Genomic DNA, 16,934 nt, shown 5'->3' with positions numbered 1-16,934 from the left:
GCAGGGCGCCACCGATCCGCCGTCAGGCGGGTCCGGCGCGCGATCAGCCGCGGCGGGCGGCCAGGATGTCGAAATAGCTGTCCAGCACGGCGCGGTTCACCTTGTCCCACACCAGCGCCTTCGCTTTTTCATGGCCGGCGGCACCCTGCGCGGCGGCGAGCGCGGGATCGGCGATCAGCCGCGCGATCGCAGCGGCATAGGCTCGCACGTCGCGCGGCGGCACGAGGAAGCCGTTGACGCCATCTTCCACCAGATCGATCGCCCCGGTGGCGCGGGCCGCGACCACCGGCACCCCACAGGCCATCGCCTCCGAGGTGACGTTGCCGAACGTTTCCGTGACCGAGGGATTGAACAGCACGTCCATTGAGGCGACCGCGCGGGCGAGATCGTCGCCGCGCTGGAACCCGGTGAAGATCGCACCCGGCACGCGATCGGCAAAGGCCTGCCGCGCCGGCCCTTCGCCGATCACCAGCACGCGGTGCGCGATGCCGCGGGCAGTGAGTTCGTTGCAGACCTCGCCGAAGATATCCAGGCCCTTTTCCAGGACAAGCCGACCGAGAAAGCCGACCGCGAACGCGTCGTCCGCCAGCCCCAGTGCGCGCCGCCATTCCAGGCTGCGCCGCTGCGGGTGGAAGCGCGCATGATCGACCCCGCGCGACCAGATGCCGATCGGGGTCTTCACGCCCCAGCCGCGGATCAGCTCGGCGGTGGAATCGCCCGGCGTCACCACCTTGTCGACGCGATTGTAGAAGCGCGTCAGCAGCTTGATGATCACCGGCGCAACGAAGCCGAGGTGATAATAGGCCGGATAGGTCTCGAACCGGGTGTGCAGCGAGGCGAGGGTGCCGATGCCGCGTTCGCGCGCCCAGGTGACGGCGCCGTGGCAGAGGAATTCGGGCGCCGACACATGGACGAGATTGGGAGCAAAGGCTTCAAGATCGGCGCGGATGCTTTTCGGCAGGCCGGTGGCGAACTTGTACTCGGCCCGGCCGCCCGGCACCGGCCAGGCGGGCACGCTCACCAGATCGCCGGTCGGCGGAAAGGCGGGGGTGTCGGTGGTCGGCGAATAGACGCGAACGGAGACCCCTTGATCCAGCAGATAGCCGACCAGCTTGTTCAATGCCTGGTTCGCGCCATCGCGAACATAGTTGTAATTGCCGCTGAAGAGCGCGACACGAAGATCGGAGGGCTGCATTTGGCGGCGGCATAGTCCGGCGCGCAGGAGCGGGCAAGCGGACGGGTTGTCCCAAGTCGAGGAAGGGCCCGCGGAGCTTCGCTGCCGGGAGCGTGGATTCGCCGCGGCGGCTGCGGCGGACTGCGGCGGGGCAGGGATTGCCGTTCCCTTTTCGTTTCCGTTGGGCTACAGCGCGCGGATGGCGAAACCCCAGAAACGCTATGTCTGCCAGGCTTGCGGCTCCGTGACCTCGAAATGGGCGGGCCAATGCGCCGATTGCGGCGAGTGGAACACGCTGGTGGAGGAAGTGGCCGCCGCCGCCACACCCTTCCAGGCCAAGCATAATCTGCAATCCGGCGGGCGGGCGATCCAGCTTTCCGGCCTCAATACCGATGTCGCCCTGCCGGAGCGGATGGCGAGCGGGATCGCCGAGCTCGATCGCGCGCTCGGCGGCGGCTTCGTCGAGGGATCGGCAACGCTGATCGGCGGCGACCCTGGCATCGGCAAATCCACGCTGCTGCTGCAAGCGGCGGCCCGGATTGCGGAGCGCGGGCTGGCAGTGGCCTATGTTTCGGGTGAGGAGGCAGCGGATCAGGTGCGGTTGCGCGCGCGCCGGCTGGGGCTGGGGCATGCGCCGGTGCAACTCGCGGCGGCCACGTCCGTGCGCGACATTCTGACGACGGTGGGCGCGGGCACGCCGCCGGACCTGCTGATCATCGATTCGATCCAGACGATGCATTCGGACCTGATCGAGGGGGCACCGGGCACGGTGAGCCAGGTGCGGGCGAGTGCGCAGGAACTGATCCGCTTCGCCAAGGAACGCGGCACTGCGCTGGTGCTGGTGGGGCATGTTACCAAGGACGGCGCGATCGCCGGTCCACGCGTGCTGGAGCATATGGTGGATACGGTGCTGGCGTTCGAAGGCGAGCGCAGCCACCTGTATCGCATCCTGCGGGCGGTGAAGAACCGTTTCGGTGGCACCGACGAGATCGGGGTGTTCGCGATGCAGGCGGAGGGACTGACGGAGGTGGGCAACCCATCCTCGCTCTTCCTGACGCAGCGGGACGAAAATGTGACCGGCACGGTGGTGTTTCCCGCGCTGGAGGGAACGCGGCCGGTGCTGGTGGAGGTGCAGGCGCTGACGGTGCGGCTCGCTTCCGGGGCGACGCCGCGGCGTGCGGTGGTCGGCTGGGATTCGGCGCGGCTTTCGATGGTGCTGGCGGTGCTGGAGGCGCGCTGCGGGCTGAGCTTCTCCGCGTGCGAGGTCTATCTGAACATCGCGGGCGGCTATCGCGTGCAGGATCCGGCGGCCGATCTGGCGGTGGCAGCGGCGCTGGTTTCGGCGCTGTCCGAGCGTCCGATGCCGGCGGATGCGGTGGCATTCGGAGAGATTGCACTATCGGGGGAGATCCGCCCGGTCGCGCACGCGCCGCTGCGGATGCGCGAGGCGGGCAAGCTGGGTTTCGCCAGCGCCCTGGCACCCGCCGCGCACGCCGGTGAAAGCGGACCGCTGACGCTGCGGGGTTTTCGCAATTTGGGTAGCTTTGTCGGCCACCTTCTGGGCAAATCGGACTAGCGTCGGCTGCCTGTGGTGGAAGATCCGTTTTGACACAGGTTAGAGACAGAATCCCCGAGGCTATGGCGAATAACGGACTGGCTTCGCCCCTGGGCAGGAACTATTTGGGCTGTGCGTAGTTTTCTGCTTCTGATAACATAAGCTTAATCTATTTAGTTAACAGGCTGGCTTGCGCAAGTGAGCGCATTTGGGGGCATGCGGTAGTTGCGTAAATCGGCAACATTGGCAGGTCGGAAGGGTTTGCGGGCGCGCAAACGTCGGCTGCTGCTGACCGTTGCGATTATCGCGCCGCTGTTCATCACTACCTCCGCCGGTATCGCCGTTGCGCCCGTTTCCGCGGCCGTCGATGCGCTCTCCGTGCTGGCGGCGCGATCGCCGGGCGTGCGCGCAGAAGGCGCGTTCAGCACCAAGAGGTTGCGATTGTTGCCGCTTGCCGATGCCGATGCGCTTAGCGGCAGCGAGGTTCTTGCCAATCTTCCTCCGGCGATCGGAACGCCGTTGGCTCCGTTGCCGGCGGCGGTGCCGCTTCCCGCCGACACGATGCCCGCCGGTGAGGCAATGATGCCGCCGCCGGCGTTCGCGCAGATACCCTATGTCGCGCTGGCCGATGGCCCGCCGGGCGGCGCGGGGCCGAGCGGTTCGAACGGTGGAGGGCAGGGCCTGGCGCCGTCGCCGGTGTTCCCGGGCGGCGGAGGAAGCGGCGGTGGCGGTGGCGGTGGCGGCATCATCGTCGCGCCGACGCCGACACCGACCCCACCAACCCCGCCGCCGCCAATCCCTCCGATCTCGGCGGTGCCGGAGCCGGCGAGTTGGGTGCTGATGCTCGTCGCCTTTCCGATGATCGGGGCGATGGTTCGTCGCCGGAACCGGAGGCTGGCCGCCGCTTGAAGACCGCGCGCCCGATCGGTCTGTGGATTTCGCTGGCGGCGATCGCCGTTGCCGTCGCCGTGTCGGCTGGAATGGCGTTGTTTCGCCAAAAACCCGCCGTGGCGGTTGCTACGCTGCCGCTACCGCCCAAGACTGCGCGCATCCGCCTTATCGGCCAAGAAGATGTCTTCTCCCGCGCCGATGGTACCGCGCAGCCGGTGAAAAGCCTGCTCCGGCTCGAGGCGCCGATGCGGTATGGCAGCTTCGTCTGGAACGAACGGGGTGTCCCGGCGGGCGAGACATGGTTGCGCATCGACCTGTCGAAGCAGATCCTGTCCGTCTTCCGTGGTGGCGAAGAGATCGGCACCAGCGTGATCCTGTACGGCCAGGACGACAAGCCGACACCGACCGGCGACTTCCCGGTGCTTTGGATGGGCAAGAACCATCGTTCCAGCCTGTATGATGCCGAAATGCCGTACACGCTGCGGCTGACGCGCGACGGCGTGGCGATCCATGGCAGCGATGTTCGCGAAGGGTTGGCGACGCATGGCTGCATCGGCGTGCCGATGGGCTTCGCGGCGCATCTTTTCGACGTGGTGAAGCCCGGCACGATCGTGACGGTGCTGCGCTGAACGCCGGCGGGGCGCTCAGGGCGCCTTGTCGCCGCGCGGCATATCGTTCTGCGCCAGCGTCGCATAGACCGAGCGGCCGTTGCGCGTACGGCTGACATCGATCACGCACATATGGCCATAGCGGCGATGGGCGCCGCAGCCGATGCCAGCGTAGCGAAGTTCCTGGTTGAACAACAGCAGACGGTGGCTGCGATCGGGTACGCCATCGTCCACCACCAACTGGCGCACCACGGCCTCGGCGTCGGCATAGCCATAGGAGATGCTTTCGCCGACCAGGGTGCCGCCGCCGCGCCGGCGGACGCGATCTGCCGGCGTGGCGCCATCGGGGGAGACATGGCCGCGCGCGCCAAGTGGCCCCTGATCGGCGACATGGTCCTGCGCGGCGAGATCGAGCAACGTACCGCGATCGAGCGGCGGCAGCGGCCGCTGCCGTTCGAGAAAGGCGATCGCGTCATCGATTGCGCGCAGCCCTTCGCGAGTCATGACGCCGCTCGGCTGCTCGGGGGCGTACAGGGCGTTGCCGACGAAATGCCGGCGCAATCCGCGCAGCCGATCGGCATAGCCTGCCGGATCCTGCCGGACCTGGTTGATCCGTTCGAGAACCTGATCCTCCAGCGGGGCAACGTTCCCGGCCGCCGTGAGCATCAAGGCGCCACCCGCGAGGGCGATACGGAAAAGGCTAGGGATGCCGGCCACGCCATACTCCACCGAGTTCCGGCGGCTACGGGCCGGATCTGCTGGAATCCGGTGTGATCGAAATTAGCGAAAATCCTCTCGATATAGATGGTTACTTGATAGGGTTAATTCAGAATGCAGGCTTGTGCGGGGGCGCTTGATGATTTCGCCGCGCAAGCTAGGCTGACCGCCACATCCCGGAATCTGGAGAAGACCTTGCGCCGTTCCCCCTTGCTCGCCGCCTCTCTTGCCGCGCTCCTCCTCACGCCGCAGGCGCCGGCGCAGGACAAGGGCGGCGATGCCGCCGCTGCCGACAAGTCCGACGCCAAGGACGCGAAGAGCGAGCTGCCGCCGCTGCCGGAGGACAAGACGATCACGCAGAGCGCGGTGATCGGCGGCAAGGCGATCCGCTATCAGGCGACGGTAGGCAAGCTGCCGGTCTATGACGGCAAGGGCAAGAAGATCGGCGAGGTCGTCTATACCGCCTATGTGGTGCCGGGCGGCGATGCCCGCCGGCCGGTGACCTTTGCCTTCAACGGCGGGCCGGGCGCGTCCTCGGTCTATCTGAACCTGGGCGCGGTGGGGCCGAAGCGGGTCCAGTTCGGCGACAAGGGCGATGCCCCCTCCGATGCGCCGCTGCTGGTCGACAATCCGGCGAGCTGGCTTGACATGACCGACCTGGTCTTCATCGATCCGATCGGCACCGGCTTCAGCCGCAGCCTGGTGGACGAGGAGGCGACCAAGAAGGCGTTCTACGCCACCGAACCGGACATCAAATATCTTTCGCGCATCGTCTATGACTGGCTGGTCAAGAACGAGCGGCTGCGCGCGCCGAAATTCGTGATGGGCGAAAGCTATGGCGGCTATCGCGCGCCGCGCATCGCCTATGAGCTGCAGACCCAGCTCGGCGTGGGCGTGAACGGCATCGTGATGGTTTCGCCCTATCTGGACCCTGCGGCGACGTCAGGGTCGGACGCGCTGTCGCCGTTGCCATGGATGATCAACCTGCCGTCGATGGCGGCCGGGCATCTGGAGCGCCAGGGCAGGCTGACTCCGCAGGCAATGGCGGCGGTGGAAGCCTATACCCGCGGCGCCTTCGCCACCGATCTTCTGGCCGGCCGTTCGGACCCGCAGGCGACGGCGCGGCTGGGGCAGAAGGTGGCGGAACTTACCGGGCTCGATCCGAAGCTGGTGGCGCGGCTCGACGGGCGGGTGGACGAGGGCACCTATCTGCGCGAGGTGCACCGCGAGGACCAGAAGGTGGGCAGCGTCTATGACTCCAACGTCGACGCCTATGATCCTTTCCCGAATGCCGCCGAGCGCAAGTCGGGCGACCCGATCCTCGAGGGGATCATTGCCCCGACGACGAGCGCGATGGTGGATTTCATCACCCGCGAACTGGGCTGGAAGACGAACGCGCGGTACAACGCGCTGTCGTACACGGTGAACCAGGCATGGGACCGCGGCACCCCCGACGACGCGCCGGTGAGCGACCTGCGCAAGGCCGTGGCCAACGATCCGAAGATGGGGGTGCTGATCGTCCATGGCTATAACGACCTGTCCTGCCCCTATTTCGGATCGCGGCTGATCATCGACCAGATGCCGCGCTTCGGCGTGGACCAGCGGGTGAGGCTGGGCGTCTATCCGGGTGGGCACATGTTCTATTCGCGCGGTGCGAGTGCGGAAGCGTTCAAGGCGGATGCGCGAACGCTGTACGTGCGGTGACCTGCCAAGGCCCTCTTCACCTCCACGGCTATCCTGCTAAGGGGCGGCCATGACCGGGCTCGACATCGTCACCTTGCTGATCATCGCCGGCGCGGCGGTGCTGGGATTCCTGCGAGGCTTCACCACCGAGGTGCTGGCGTTCCTCGCCTGGATCCTGGTGGTGGTGGCGGTGAAGTTCTTTCATGCCGGTCTTTCCGCGCTGCTCGCGCCGCTGATCGGGACGGAAGGGGGTGCCGCGGTGCTCGCCTTCGCGCTGCTGGCGGGTTCCAGCTATTTCGGCGGGCGGCTGATCGCCAACACGCTGGGCGGGCAGATGCGCAATTCGATGCTCGGCCCGATCGATCGCGCGCTCGGCGTCGGTTTCGGCGTGGCCAAGGGGCTGATCCTGGTGAGCATGGGGTTCCTGGTGCTGATGCTGGTGCTCGACACGTTCGAGGGCGGGCGGACGCACCGGCCGAAATGGATCACCAAATCGGTGACCTATCCGCTGCTCGACACCACCAGCGCGGCGATCGGCGATTTCGTCGACCGCCGACGCAAGGGCGAACCGGTGTTCGGCGGGGACAATGCCAGCACCGCGCGCGAAGACGAAGCGGTTCCGCCTCGGCGCAAGGCGGCGGACTGATCCCTTCCGCGCCGGGGGGCGGGCGCGCACAACCCATATGAAAGACGGGCATTTCGCACTCGCAACTGCGGCGTCGCTACCCTAGATCGGGGGCATGAACGCGCCGCTCTACAATCTCGAAATCCTGCGCCTGGCCGCGGCCATCCCCTATCACGAAAGGCTGGAGCGCCCCGGCGGCACGTCCGAGAAACGCTCGCCGGTCTGCGGCAGCCGCGTGACCGTCGATATCGCGGTGGACGATAGCGGTCGCGTTGCCGAGCTGGGGATGCTGGTGCGGGCCTGCGCCCTGGGCCAGGCTTCGGCCGCGCTGCTTGGCGAAGCGGTGATCGGCCGCACCCCCGCCGAGATCGCGACGGCGCGCGACGACCTTGCCGCCTGGCTTGCGGGGGAGCGGGAGGCTGCACCCGATTGGCCCGGCATGGCGCTGTTCACGCCCGCGCTGCCGCATCGCGGACGCCATGCATCGATCCGGCTGGCGTTCGAAGCCGCAGCCGACGCAGCTGCGCAGGCAGCGGAGGCTCGGGTCTGATGGCACATGCGACGGACGGTTCGATCCTCGCCGATGCGGTGCCGATGCTGGGCTTCCCGCTTGCCTTTGTGCTGTTGTTCCGGCGGCTCGGCCTGGGTGCGACCCTGGGCTTTCTGGTCGCCGGTGCGTTGGTCGGCCCGCATGTGTTGGGGCTGGTCGGCGATGCCGAGGGGAAGATGGGCATCGCCGAGCTCGGCATCGCGCTGCTGCTGTTCCTGGTCGGGCTGGAGCTGAGCCCGACGCGCCTGTGGCGGATGCGCCGCGATATTTTCGGCCTCGGCCTGTTGCAGGTCGCGCTATGCGGCGTGGCCATTGCCGGCGTCGTCTGGGCGGTGACCGGATCGACCCTTGCCGCCGCACTGGCGCTGGGCCTGCCCATGGGGCTCTCCTCCACCGCGCAGGTGCTGCCGCTGCTGCAATCGGCCGGCCGCCTGCGGACGCCCTTTGGCGAGCGCGCTTTCGCGATCCTGCTGTTCCAGGACCTGTCGATCGTGCCGCTGATCACCATCGTGGCGGCGTTGTCGCGCAACCCGGCCGATCAGGGCGGCCCGCCGGGATGGCTGCTCGGCCTCTATACGGTCGCCGCGATCGTCGGACTCGTCCTCGCCGGGCGGTTCCTGTTGCGACCGCTGTTCCGGCTGATCGGCAATCTCGACGAGCGCGAGATGTTCGTCTTTGCCGGGTTGCTGACGGTGATCGCCAGCGCCGCGGTGATGGAAGCGCTGGGCCTTTCCGCCGCGCTGGGCGCGTTCATCGCCGGCGTGATGCTGGCCGATTCACCGTTCCGGCACGAGCTGGAAGCGGATGTGGAGCCGTTTCGCGCGATCCTGCTCGGGCTGTTCTTCGTCGCGGTGGGCATGACGCTGGACCTGCATGCCATCGCCGAGCGGCCGTTCTTCGTCGCCGGCATGGCGCTGGCGCTGATCGCGACCAAGGCGGCGCTGATCATGGGGCTGGGCCTGTTGTTCGGGATGAAGACGCGCGGCGCCTTCGCGCTGGGCGTGTTGCTGAGCCAGGGCGGCGAGTTCGGCTTCGTGCTGTTCGCGCAGGCGCAGAAGGCGCTGCTGATCGAACCGCAGGCGGCGAGCGTGTTCAGCGCGATCGTTACCGTCTCGATGGCAACCACGCCGTTCCTGATGATGGCGACCCGACGGTTGCGCACCGAGCCGCCCAAGGCCGGCGCGGTGCCCGACGGGCCGCAGCAGGAAGGCGCGAATGCCGTGGTGGTGGGGTATGGGCGATTCGGCCAGACCGTTGCGCAGATGCTGATCGCACAGGGGATTCCGGTGACGATCATCGACCGGGATGTGGAGATGATCGAAACCGCCGGGAGCTTCGGCATGAAGGTCTATTATGGCGACGGCACCCGTACCGATCTGCTCCGCCAGGCTGGGGCAGGCGACGCCGAACTGCTCCTGTTCTGCCAGGACGGCGACGTGATGGACACGGCGGCGGTGGAGGGGATCCACGCCGCGTTCCCGCACGCCAGCATCTTGGTGCGCGCCTATGACCGGCGCAGCGTGATGAAGCTGAAGGGCGCGCCGCTGACGGGCGTGGTGCGGGAAGTGATGGAAAGCGCGATCGTGATGGCGCGTCGGGCGATGGACGCGGTGGGCGTCGACGGTGCGGAGATCGACAAGACCGAAGCCGAATATCGCCGGCGCGACATTGCGCGGCTCAAGGAGCAGAAGGAAACCGGCGATCTCTATGCCGGGCGAGACGGCATGTTCAGCCAGGCCGCGGCGGCTGCGGCGGCGGTGCAGGATCGGGGCGATGGCTGAGGGTGGGAAGGGCGCATGAACTGGATTGCGGTGTTGGCGGCGCTCTCGGGCGCGATGGCGGTGGCGGCCGGCGCGTTCGGCGCGCATGGCGCGCACGGGCAGGCCGTCGAGTGGCTGAAGACGGGCGGACAGTATCAGCTGATCCACGCGGTGGCCGCGCTGGTGGCGTTGCAGTTTGCGGCGAGGGGACCGGCGGCGCTGTTCGTCGGCGGCGGATTCGTGTTTGCCGGCACGCTGTATTTGATGGCGCTGGGGCTGCCGCGCTGGCTCGGCGCGATAACGCCGATCGGCGGCACGGCGATGATCCTCGGCTGGCTGTGGCTCGCCTGGCTGCTGGCCTCGAAGGGGGCGAAGTGAGCGCGCCGCAGACCTTGTGGGACCCGGCGCAGGTCCGCCTCTGGCTCGAACGGCGGGTCAAGGCCGCCCGCGCCGACCAGGACGTCGCCGATCGCTATGGCCGCGACCGCGAGGACGACTATGACAAGGCCGCGGCCGAGGAATGGGTGTGCGAGCAGTTCCGGCACAGCGACGCCGTCGAGGATCAGGCGCGGCTCGGCGAGGCACTCAAGGCGCTGCTGGCGAAGGGCGACTTCTACCGCGCGGGCGTGCGCAACGAACAGCGCTTCGAACGCGAGGTGAAGGCCTATCTGCGCAAGCTCGCCAAAATGGCGAAGACCAACACGGGGTTCGGCAAGACGCTGCGGTATCAGTGACGCGACTTATTCAAGCCCCTCCCCTTCAGGGGAAGGGCTTTAAAGTGCGATCATTTCCCCGCCCGCCGGCAACGATCCGAGCAGTAGATCACCTTCTCCCAGTTCCGTTCCCACCTCTTCCGCCAGGCGAAGGGGCGCTGGCAGACCGGGCAGGTCTTGGTCGGCAGGTCCCGCTTGGCGACGCCGCGCGGCATGGCGTCACTCCGCGCCGACGATCTTGGCGACGCCGGCCGCGACCGTCGGGTGGTAGCTCGCCTTCGACGCTGCGTAGAAGCGCCGCGCGATCGGCTTACCCCAGTCACCCTGCGCCATCAGGTCCCGGTAGATCGGGTAGATCAAGAGGCCGCGGCCGACGCTGCCGACCAGCTTCTCGATCGACGGGATCGCCGGATCGTAGCGGTTGGCGATTGCCAACTCGCCCCAGGCGGAGCGCACATAGGCGTTGTTCGACGCCGAAAGTCCCAGCGTTTCGTCCAGCTCCTTCAACCGTACCGCCGTCTGCTTGCGGTCGAGGCCGTTCAGGAAGCGCAACCATTGCTGGGTCGCCCAGCCCTTGGGGTTGACCGCCGAAACCGGCCCGCCCGCATTCACCGCCGCCAGCTGCGCGTCGACCGCCTTCAGCGTGGCAGATTCGACATGCACCGCATTGTTCGGGAGCCCGGCGGCATAGGCCCATTTGTCGAGCTGGAGATTGGCTTCCAGCCCGGCATCGCCCTTGATGAGATTGGCACGCAGGTCCGCCAGGAAGCCGGCAGTGGTCTGCGGCTGGAAGGCGTGGCGATCGAAATAGCCGCGCAGATAGACGTCCCAGCGGGCGCGACCGACGATCCGCTCGATCGTCCGCAGGAAGGTCGACCCCTTGAAGTAATCGAGCTGACCGAACGTCGCGCCGGGCTCGCCATGCAGCCGCGTGGTCGGCGCCTCCATGCCGCCGGCATCGGCGATGTCGCGCTGCAGGCCGTCCCATTCGAGATCGGCATCGGTGGCGGCCCGTTCCTTGCCGTACACCGATTCCATGATCCGGTTCTCGAAATAGGTGGTGAAGCCTTCGTTCAGCCAGCTGTCCGACCAAGTGGCGTTGGTGACGAGGTTGCCCGACCAGCTGTGCGCCAGCTCGTGCGCGACCACGTCGACGTTCGACTTGTCGCCGGTGATGATCGTGGGCGTCAGGAAGGTGAGGGTGGGATTCTCCATGCCGCCATAGGGGAAGCTCGGCGGCAGGACGAGCATGTCGTAGCGGCCCCAGCGATAGGGGCCGTAGAGCGCCTGCGCCGCATCGATCATCGTCTCGACATCGGCGACTTCCTTGGCGGCGGCGGCGAGCATGCTCGGCTCGGTCCACACGCCGGCGCGCGGGCCGACGGGCTGGAAGGCGAGATCACCCACCGCGAACGCGATCAGATAGGGCGGCACCGGCTTGTCCATCCGGAAGCGGAAACGGTGCCAGCCCTTGCCGGCAGGAATGCCCTTGGCGCCATCCAGCCGCTCGCCGCTTGCAACGGCGACGAGATCGGCGGGGACGGTGAGCGTGGCGGCCCAGGTCTGGCGGATGCCGGGGCTGTCCTGGGTGGGGATCCAACTGCGGTTGTTGATCGGCTGGCCCTGGCTGAACAGATAGGGCTTCTTCTTGCCGGCGGTGAGTGTGGGGGCAAGCCACTGCAGCGCCGAAGCGCCGGGCGCGGTCGCATACTGAATGACGATCTTGCGCGCGCCGTTCAACTGCACGGTCAGCGGCGCGCCGAGATCGGGTTTGGCCGCGCCGACCGTGAAGGGGAGCATCTTGCCGGCGGCGTCGGTAACCTTGGCGATCACCAGTCCATCGTCGTCGAGCACGATCTCCTTGGCACCAGGCGCAGTGAGGATGTCGAGCGTGGCGGTGCCGCGGAGCGTCTTGCTTGCGAAGTCGGCGCGCAGATCGAGCGTGACATGGGTGACGCGCGCCACCTCCGGGCGGGCATGGGTCCACGCGTCCTTCGCTTCGGGCGTGGTGAGGATCGGCGCGGGGGCGGCCTGCTGGGCGAGGGCGGGGGAGACGAGCATGGTCGAAGCGGCGAGTGCCAGGGCAAGGATGCGCATGGCGCTTGGGTAAGCCGAAGCGTGCGCGCGGGCAACCGGCGATGCACGCTGTACCCACGCCATCCAGGCTTTGGCGGGGCGAAACTATATTTTCTAGTATATCGTTGTTAATAGTTGAATGTGAAATTCATCTATCGTACGTTTTCATTATAAACTCCACGTCATTGAATAAACTCTGCGATTATTCCCCTTTTATGGGGGATATATTGTCGCGAGCGACGGGTCGTGCCGTGATGATGGGCGTGCTCCGCACAGGGTCGCAAGATTTTATTCCTGTGTTTTAGGAGTTTGCGATGAACTTTAGCTATGCCGACCTGGAAATGGACGCGGATGCCGCCGTGCCCTTCGCCGCCCAAACGCTGTTCGCAGACGCGATGGACGAGGCGGACATCCCCTTGCTGACGCCCGGACAGGATTGGCTTGTCGTCAATGGCCAGGGCGTGGCCGGGCCTACACCGGTGCGCTCGGATATGGTGTACGACGCCGCAATCTATCCGGTGCCCGCCTGTCGCCGTACCCGCGGCTATTGGCTGAACGTCTATCCGGGTTCGACGATCGGCCAGGTCACGGTGCTGACGATCCAGGCGCTGGGCGCGACCGAGACGATCCCGGTCTCGTGCGAGGGTGCCGTGGTGCAGGCGCCGTTCGGTCGCAATCCGATCGATGGCAGCTACGGGCACCTGGTTCGCGTCGCGGCGCGGGCTGGGCAGAATGGCTGGGCCACCGTGTCCGCGGTGCTCACCCCCGCTTATGGCGGCATGGCCGAAACGGTATCGATCGTGTTGCACCTCAACACCGAAGCGACGGGTGCGGGCTATGTGCCGACGACCATCCGGTATGTCCGGGTCGGCGGCAGCGACGCCAATGACGGCCTGACGCCGGCCACCGCCAAACGCACGCTGAAGGGCGCGGTCGATGGCGCCCCCTTGAGCGGTGCGACCTCGTCCAAGAACGCGATCTGGGTATTCGATATCGGCCCGGGCGCCCGCGACGATCACCCCTGGGCGCGGGTGGACGGCAAGGACGTCGGCCAAGCCATGCCGGGGGTGGGCCGGGCGTTCGCCTATCAATGGGTGGTGCGGGGACAGGGGCGCGATTCGACGGTGCTGACGGTCGATCCGGTTTCGTACAATTACGACTGGACGATCACCGGCGGGACTGGCCGGCCGCCCAAGATCCAGGGGCTTACCCTCGACCTGAAGGAAGTGCTGCAGAAGCGCGGCGGTGCGTGGTTCGACGATTGCGCTCTGACCGACGATTGGGGAAAGAACCGCCCGCGCGTGTTCGGCTATCCGAAGGGGGATGACGTGCTGACCGGCCGCTTCCCCAGCGGCTTTTCGCCCGGTGCCTGTCTGCGTTTCCGGGACTCTCCGACCGCACCGGATGTGCATCCGCGCTGGATGATGTCCAACTGCGATGTGGTGATGGGCGAATGCGGCACGATCCAGCAGCGGCTGAACTGTCGGCTGACGATTTCCTATGACGTCGTGGCCGTGGCGGATTCGGGCAATTGGGCGCACCAGGGCGATCGGGCGCGGCAGTTCGGCAATCTGGACCAGGCGCTGCATTCGGGCGACTATCTGGTCGTTGCCAGCGTGCTGCAGGACGACGCCTATGGTGGCTACACCGAACTGACCTTCGACAATGGGCCGATCTGGGCGACGGCGACCGCCTATACGGTGGAGGGCGGCAACACCTTCCTTCGTGTGCTGGACGCCGCCGACGCCGCGGCCACGACCACGCAGCTTGGCTTTCCGATCAACTGCGACGGCACCCGCGACTTTCCGTATCTGGGCCATCGGATACGCCCGAACGACCTGACCGCCTTTCCCCCGGGCTGGGGATGGGATTCGGTGCAAAAGAAGGTCCGCATCTTCGGCAAGATCGCGTTGTCGCCGGGCGACAAGGTGCAGGCGTACACCGTCTCGCACGGCGATGCCGGGCAATTCATGCAGAATTACCGGCCCACCGCCAGAACGCGCGAGAACTACACCTTTGTCGACTGCCTATACGAAGGGCATACGTGGCAACCGATATTGCCGCAGGGCGGTACGATCGCCGCGAACGGCGCCACCGGCAATGGCACGCTGGTCGACATCACCGGGGTCAGCTTCACCGCGGCGGCCGGTTCCACCACCGTGCAGTTCGACGGCGGCACCATCCCGCCATGGCTCCAGCTGTACGACTGGATCGGTTACAACCCCACCGGCGCCCCGAAAAGCGCCGTCCTGCGCTGCGTGACCGCGATCCAGCCGGGAACCGGTGAGGTTACGATCCATGCACCTTTTCCAACCGTACGGGTGAACTCACCGGTGCAGTGCCTGAAGGCGATCGTCGGCGTCTATGTCGTCAACAGTATCTACAACAAGTCGGGCGATTCCTACATCGTCGGGCAATTGACACCTTGCCTGGTCGATACCGCGATGATCTGCACCACCTTCGCCGGCCGATCGACGAACGATCAGACGCTCTGGATCCGGACGAGCGCGACGGACGGCTCCGGCTTCTGGGATCTTCGGCTGATCGATTCGCTGTTCTTTTCGGTAACCCAGATCGACCCTTGGCCCGACCCCAGCGGGTTCCTGCTCGACAATTGCTGGACCGAGGTTGCGAACAACAGCCTGATCCCGATGCCGGCGGCGAATATCCTGAACGGGCGCGGCACGGGATTAGTGATGGGATATCCGGATCGAACGGCCCCCTATCAGATGGAGTATGTACCCAGCGCGACGATGACCAAGACGCTGCCCAGCCGAATCTATTGGCGACGTCGCTCGACCGGCGAGCGCATCGGCGCGATATTATGATGCTGCGTCGTTGCTGATGCCGTGCAGATCGATGCTTCCAATGCGGCATCGATCTGCGCGACGGTGCGGCAGGGTAGTTTCAGCGTTGCGTATCCAGGAACGCCGCCACCTTTTCCAGGTCGACCGTCTTGTCGAGATATGTCTGCCCGATGCCCTTCGCGAGCAGGAAGGGCAGGGTGCCGCCCTCCATCTTCTTGTCGTGCAGCATGTGGCCGACCAGCGTCTGCCCGTCCGCGGTCACCCCCGCGGCTGCCAGCCCGTCGGGCAGACCCACGGCGCGGAGATGGGCGGCGACGCGGCGGGCATCCCCGGCCGGGCAGAGCCCCTGTTCCGCGGAGAAGGCGAAGGCGAGCGCCATGCCGGCGGCAACGGCCTCGCCATGGAGCAATCGATCCGAAAAGCCCGTCTCCGCTTCCAGCGCGTGGCCGAAGGTGTGGCCCAGGTTGAGCAGCGCGCGGGTGCCGGTGGTCTCACGCTCGTCGGCAGCGACGATGCGCGCCTTGGCACCAACCGAATGGCCGATGGCGTGCGCGCGTGCGGCAGGATCGCCGGCGAACAGCGCCGCGGCGTTTTCCTCGCACCAGGCGAAGAACCCGGCATCGTCGATCAACCCGTATTTGGCGACCTCCGCATAGCCTGCGCGCAGGTCGCGCTGGGGCAGCGTATCCAGTACCTGCGGATCGATCAGGACGATCGAGGGCTGATGGAAGGCGCCGATCAGGTTCTTGCCGGCTTTCGAGTTGATCGCGGTCTTGCCGCCCACCGAGCTGTCGACCTGCGCCAGAAGCGTGGTGGGGATCTGGACGAAATGGCAGCCGCGCTTGAGGATGCTGGTGGCGAAGCCGACGAGATCGCCGATGACGCCGCCGCCCAGCGCGATCACATGATCGCTGCGGACCACGCCCTGCTCAAGCAGCCAGTCGGTGAGCGATTCCAGTTGTGCCCAGCTCTTCGTGCTCTCCCCCGCGGGAAGCGTGTGGACCGGCGCGACTATTCCCGCCGCGGCCAGGCTGGCGACGAGCGTTTCGCAATGGGCCGACAGGTTGGCATCGGTGATGATCGGTATCGGGCGGCCTCGCGAGGAAGGCGCCAGAATCTCGCCGGCGCGCGCCAGCAAGCCGGGTTCGATGCGCACGTCATAGCTGCGTGCGCCCAGGGCGACGGGGATGGTGGTCACTTGGGCAGGGCCTTCAGGATCGCTTCGACGGTGGTTTCGTGCGGTGCGGCTACGCTGGGCACGCGGATCTGCGCAAGCGCGTAATAGGGATTGCGCACGCGGGCGAGTTCGGTGAGCGTTGCCAGCGGATCCTTGCCGCGCAGCAGCGGCCGGGTATCCCGGCGGCGGACGCGATCGGCAAGGATCGCGGGTTCGGCATCGAGCCAGATGGAAATCGCGTTCGCGAGGATCAGTGCGCGTGTCTCATCATTGATGAAGGCGCCGCCGCCGGTGGCGATCACTTTCGGCGTGCCATCCACCAGCCGGCCGATCACGCGCCGTTCGCCGTCGCGGAAATGCGGTTCGCCGAATCGATCGAAAATGTCCGACACGCTCATTCCCGCCGCCGATTCGATTTCGGCATCGGCATCGACGAACGGTAGCCGCAGCCGCTGGGCAAGGCGGCGCCCTACCGTGGTTTTGCCGGCACCCATCAGCCCCACCAGTACGATTGGCTTGCCGATCCACCCCTGAAGTTGCGCGTGTGTTTGTAACATCGTGCGAAGGGCTATACAGCGTGCCCCCGTGTCGGGCAAAA

General features: G+C 66.8%; 16 protein-coding genes. 10 read left to right on the top strand and 6 right to left on the bottom strand.

From position 1 onward, the window contains the following. Positions 1 to 43: 43 nt before the first annotated feature. A complete protein-coding gene (locus tag DD559_RS09055; RefSeq protein ID WP_116468882.1) occupies positions 44 to 1,195 on the bottom strand; it encodes a glycosyltransferase family 4 protein in 1,152 nt (383 codons plus the stop codon). Between the two features lie 178 nt (positions 1,196 to 1,373). Between DD559_RS09055 and radA the strand changes: the two genes are divergently transcribed. The 3 genes from radA to DD559_RS09040 all read left to right on the top strand — a co-directional run bounded on the left by radA (position 1,374) and on the right by DD559_RS09040 (position 4,249). Next, the gene (gene radA, locus DD559_RS09050; RefSeq protein ID WP_116470821.1) at positions 1,374 to 2,750 is read left to right on the top strand and encodes a DNA repair protein RadA; all 1,377 of its coding nucleotides are present in this window, start codon (positions 1,374 to 1,376) and stop codon (positions 2,748 to 2,750) included. A 240-nt stretch (positions 2,751 to 2,990) separates the two neighbouring features. Next, the gene (locus DD559_RS09045) at positions 2,991 to 3,638 is read left to right on the top strand and encodes a PEP-CTERM sorting domain-containing protein (protein ID WP_116468881.1); all 648 of its coding nucleotides are present in this window, start codon (positions 2,991 to 2,993) and stop codon (positions 3,636 to 3,638) included. Next, positions 3,635 to 4,249, top strand: coding sequence for a L,D-transpeptidase family protein (locus DD559_RS09040; protein WP_240610188.1), 615 nt, complete (start codon positions 3,635 to 3,637; stop codon positions 4,247 to 4,249). The genes DD559_RS09045 and DD559_RS09040 overlap by 4 nt, the downstream gene beginning before the upstream one ends. A gap of 15 nt (positions 4,250 to 4,264) precedes the next feature. Here DD559_RS09040 and DD559_RS09035 read toward each other — a convergent pair whose 3' ends face one another. Beyond that, on the bottom strand, positions 4,265 to 4,945 hold the full coding sequence (locus tag DD559_RS09035) for a CAP domain-containing protein (RefSeq protein ID WP_240610187.1): 681 nt from the start codon (positions 4,943 to 4,945) through the stop codon (positions 4,265 to 4,267). 195 nt (positions 4,946 to 5,140) lie between these two features. Between DD559_RS09035 and DD559_RS09030 the strand changes: the two genes are divergently transcribed. From DD559_RS09030 to DD559_RS09005, 6 genes are all read left to right on the top strand, one after another. Continuing rightward, a complete protein-coding gene (locus DD559_RS09030; protein WP_116468879.1) occupies positions 5,141 to 6,649 on the top strand; it encodes a S10 family peptidase in 1,509 nt (502 codons plus the stop codon). Positions 6,650 to 6,698: 49 nt separating this feature from the next. Then, positions 6,699 to 7,274: a CvpA family protein gene (locus tag DD559_RS09025; protein ID WP_116468878.1), complete on the top strand. Its 576-nt coding sequence runs from the start codon at positions 6,699 to 6,701 to the stop codon at positions 7,272 to 7,274. 94 nt (positions 7,275 to 7,368) lie between these two features. Continuing rightward, positions 7,369 to 7,803 (top strand): iron-sulfur cluster assembly scaffold protein, encoded by a 435-nt coding sequence (locus DD559_RS09020; RefSeq protein ID WP_116468877.1) that lies wholly within the window; start codon positions 7,369 to 7,371, stop codon positions 7,801 to 7,803. Further along, positions 7,803 to 9,584, top strand: a complete 1,782-nt coding sequence (locus DD559_RS09015) for a cation:proton antiporter domain-containing protein (protein ID WP_116468876.1) — start codon at positions 7,803 to 7,805, stop codon at positions 9,582 to 9,584. The genes DD559_RS09020 and DD559_RS09015 overlap by 1 nt, the downstream gene beginning before the upstream one ends. Positions 9,585 to 9,599: 15 nt before the next feature. After that, on the top strand, positions 9,600 to 9,941 hold the full coding sequence (locus DD559_RS09010) for a DUF423 domain-containing protein (RefSeq protein WP_116468875.1): 342 nt from the start codon (positions 9,600 to 9,602) through the stop codon (positions 9,939 to 9,941). After that, complete coding sequence (locus DD559_RS09005; protein ID WP_116468874.1) at positions 9,938 to 10,297, top strand: hypothetical protein; 360 nt, start codon at positions 9,938 to 9,940, stop codon at positions 10,295 to 10,297. The genes DD559_RS09010 and DD559_RS09005 overlap by 4 nt, the downstream gene beginning before the upstream one ends. Positions 10,298 to 10,347: 50 nt before the next feature. Here the strand turns inward: DD559_RS09005 and DD559_RS09000 are convergent, their stop codons facing one another. Further along, entirely contained in the window at positions 10,348 to 10,491 is a 144-nt protein-coding gene (locus tag DD559_RS09000) for a DUF2256 domain-containing protein (protein WP_116468873.1), read from the bottom strand. A gap of 4 nt (positions 10,492 to 10,495) precedes the next feature. Next, positions 10,496 to 12,373 carry a M1 family metallopeptidase gene (locus DD559_RS08995; RefSeq protein ID WP_116468872.1) on the bottom strand — a complete coding sequence of 626 codons (1,878 nt, stop codon included), beginning with the start codon at positions 12,371 to 12,373 and terminating at the stop codon, positions 10,496 to 10,498. Positions 12,374 to 12,666: 293 nt separating this feature from the next. Here DD559_RS08995 and DD559_RS08990 point away from each other — a divergent pair, with 293 nt between their 5' ends. Beyond that, the gene (locus DD559_RS08990; protein WP_116468871.1) at positions 12,667 to 15,180 is read left to right on the top strand and encodes a hypothetical protein; all 2,514 of its coding nucleotides are present in this window, start codon (positions 12,667 to 12,669) and stop codon (positions 15,178 to 15,180) included. Positions 15,181 to 15,259: 79 nt separating this feature from the next. Here DD559_RS08990 and aroB read toward each other — a convergent pair whose 3' ends face one another. Then, on the bottom strand, positions 15,260 to 16,357 hold the full coding sequence (gene aroB / locus DD559_RS08985; protein ID WP_116468870.1) for a 3-dehydroquinate synthase: 1,098 nt from the start codon (positions 16,355 to 16,357) through the stop codon (positions 15,260 to 15,262). Then, positions 16,354 to 16,893 carry a shikimate kinase gene (locus DD559_RS08980; RefSeq protein ID WP_116468869.1) on the bottom strand — a complete coding sequence of 180 codons (540 nt, stop codon included), beginning with the start codon at positions 16,891 to 16,893 and terminating at the stop codon, positions 16,354 to 16,356. The genes aroB and DD559_RS08980 overlap by 4 nt, the downstream gene beginning before the upstream one ends. Positions 16,894 to 16,934: the final 41 nt, after the last annotated feature.

Source organism: Sphingomonas pokkalii (assembly GCF_003096275.1).
Lineage (GTDB): Bacteria > Pseudomonadota > Alphaproteobacteria > Sphingomonadales > Sphingomonadaceae > Sphingomonas > Sphingomonas pokkalii.
Note: the sequence above shows the minus strand (reverse complement) of the source record. Positions and strands in the feature narration are given on the sequence as shown.

Bases quoted from the DNA above. Each gene is read 5' to 3' on its own strand.
- DD559_RS09055 (WP_116468882.1), bottom strand. From the start codon at position 1,195: ATGCAGCCCTCCGATCTTCGTGTCGCGCTCTTCAGCGGCAATTACAAC.
- radA (WP_116470821.1), top strand. From the start codon at position 1,374: ATGGCGAAACCCCAGAAACGCTATGTCTGCCAGGCTTGCGGCTCCGTG.
- DD559_RS09025 (WP_116468878.1), top strand. From the start codon at position 6,699: ATGACCGGGCTCGACATCGTCACCTTGCTGATCATCGCCGGCGCGGCG.
- DD559_RS09020 (WP_116468877.1), top strand. From the start codon at position 7,369: ATGAACGCGCCGCTCTACAATCTCGAAATCCTGCGCCTGGCCGCGGCC.
- DD559_RS09015 (WP_116468876.1), top strand. From the start codon at position 7,803: ATGGCACATGCGACGGACGGTTCGATCCTCGCCGATGCGGTGCCGATG.
- DD559_RS09010 (WP_116468875.1), top strand. From the start codon at position 9,600: ATGAACTGGATTGCGGTGTTGGCGGCGCTCTCGGGCGCGATGGCGGTG.
- DD559_RS09000 (WP_116468873.1), bottom strand. From the start codon at position 10,491: ATGCCGCGCGGCGTCGCCAAGCGGGACCTGCCGACCAAGACCTGCCCG.
- DD559_RS08995 (WP_116468872.1), bottom strand. From the start codon at position 12,373: ATGCGCATCCTTGCCCTGGCACTCGCCGCTTCGACCATGCTCGTCTCC.
- DD559_RS08990 (WP_116468871.1), top strand. From the start codon at position 12,667: ATGAACTTTAGCTATGCCGACCTGGAAATGGACGCGGATGCCGCCGTG.
- DD559_RS08980 (WP_116468869.1), bottom strand. From the start codon at position 16,893: ATGTTACAAACACACGCGCAACTTCAGGGGTGGATCGGCAAGCCAATC.